The sequence below is a fragment of the Arthrobacter sp. GCM10027362 genome, assembly GCF_042679445.1.
Taxonomy (GTDB): domain Bacteria; phylum Actinomycetota; class Actinomycetes; order Actinomycetales; family Micrococcaceae; genus Crystallibacter.
In genome coordinates this window covers 1-1,049 of record NZ_JBHTML010000393.1, presented here as the reverse complement: position 1 = coordinate 1,049, position 1,049 = coordinate 1, and the positions used below count along the sequence as shown (strand labels likewise).

Genomic DNA, 1,049 nt, shown 5'->3' with positions numbered 1-1,049 from the left:
TCGGCGAAATTGCTGTGCTCGGCCACGGCATGGCCGATGGCAGGATGGGCGATCTGCAGCAGCAGGGCCCGCCCCGCTCAGGTATTACCTGGCGGGGCCGCCCGGAGCAGGTGAGGAGCCGGACGATGCAGGGACTTAACTGTTGATCCGGCCACCCGCGGGATCCCGGCGGGGTTCCCTCCGGGCCCGAACCGGAGAATGATGGTGGCACCTGGCGTATCCACCCGGTGCGGCTATCGGGACGTTGGAGTGACGGGCCTGGGTGCCTGGTCCGATGCCGTCCGGGAAGCCTTGCGCCACCAGCGAAGTAAGGAGCAGCAGATGCCCACTCTTGCACGCGAGATCATGACCGGCGGTGTCGAGTGTGTCGGTGAAAACGAGACCTTGGAACAGGCGGCCCGGAAGATGAGGGACCTCGATGTCGGCTCGCTGCCGATCTGCGGCGAGGACAACCGGCTCAAGGGGATGCTCACGGACCGCGACATCGTCATCAAGTGCTTGGCCGCAGGTGGTGACCCGCGCACCGCCACGGCGGGTCAGTTCGGCCAGGGCAAGCCCGTGACGATAGGGGCCGATGACAGCATCGAGGAAGCGATAAGAACCATGCAGGAGTACCAGGTGCGCAGGCTTCCGGTCATTGACGGGCACGACCTGGTCGGGATGCTCAGCCAGGCCGACATTGCCCGCAACTATCCGGAGGACCGCGTCGGCGAACTCGTGGAGCTTATTTCCTTCTACTAAACCGGATACCGCGGTCCGGGTCCTGAATGGGATCCGCGGGGCCGGTCGGGTCTGCCGCGTCCTCCCGGCGCCGATGCCCCGGCCCCGGGCCGGGCTTCCCTGCCGGTAATTCGGGTTTAATCTGAAGGCTCTGCCGGAGGGCGGAACCTCTCGTGTGTTTCATCCGGGCCCGTGACCGGAACGAATCCGGGGCGTAGCCTCGAAGAGGGGCATACGAGTCGGGAGTGGCCTATGGACCTGAAGGAAGCTGCGGCCGCCGAGGCCAGGGAACACCTGGCCGACGCCCTGGCCGCAGTGGAAGAGGCATG

1 protein-coding gene and 1 pseudogene are annotated in these 1,049 nt (G+C 66.3%); one reads left to right on the top strand and one right to left on the bottom strand.

The features are described 5' to 3' along the window. A pseudogene (locus ACFQ36_RS22905) lies at positions 1-68 on the bottom strand (hypothetical protein); the annotation flags it as partial. Between the two features lie 253 nt (positions 69-321). Here ACFQ36_RS22905 and ACFQ36_RS22900 point away from each other — a divergent pair. Then, entirely contained in the window at positions 322-741 is a 420-nt protein-coding gene (locus ACFQ36_RS22900) for a CBS domain-containing protein (RefSeq protein WP_377017892.1), read from the top strand. Positions 742-1,049: the final 308 nt, after the last annotated feature.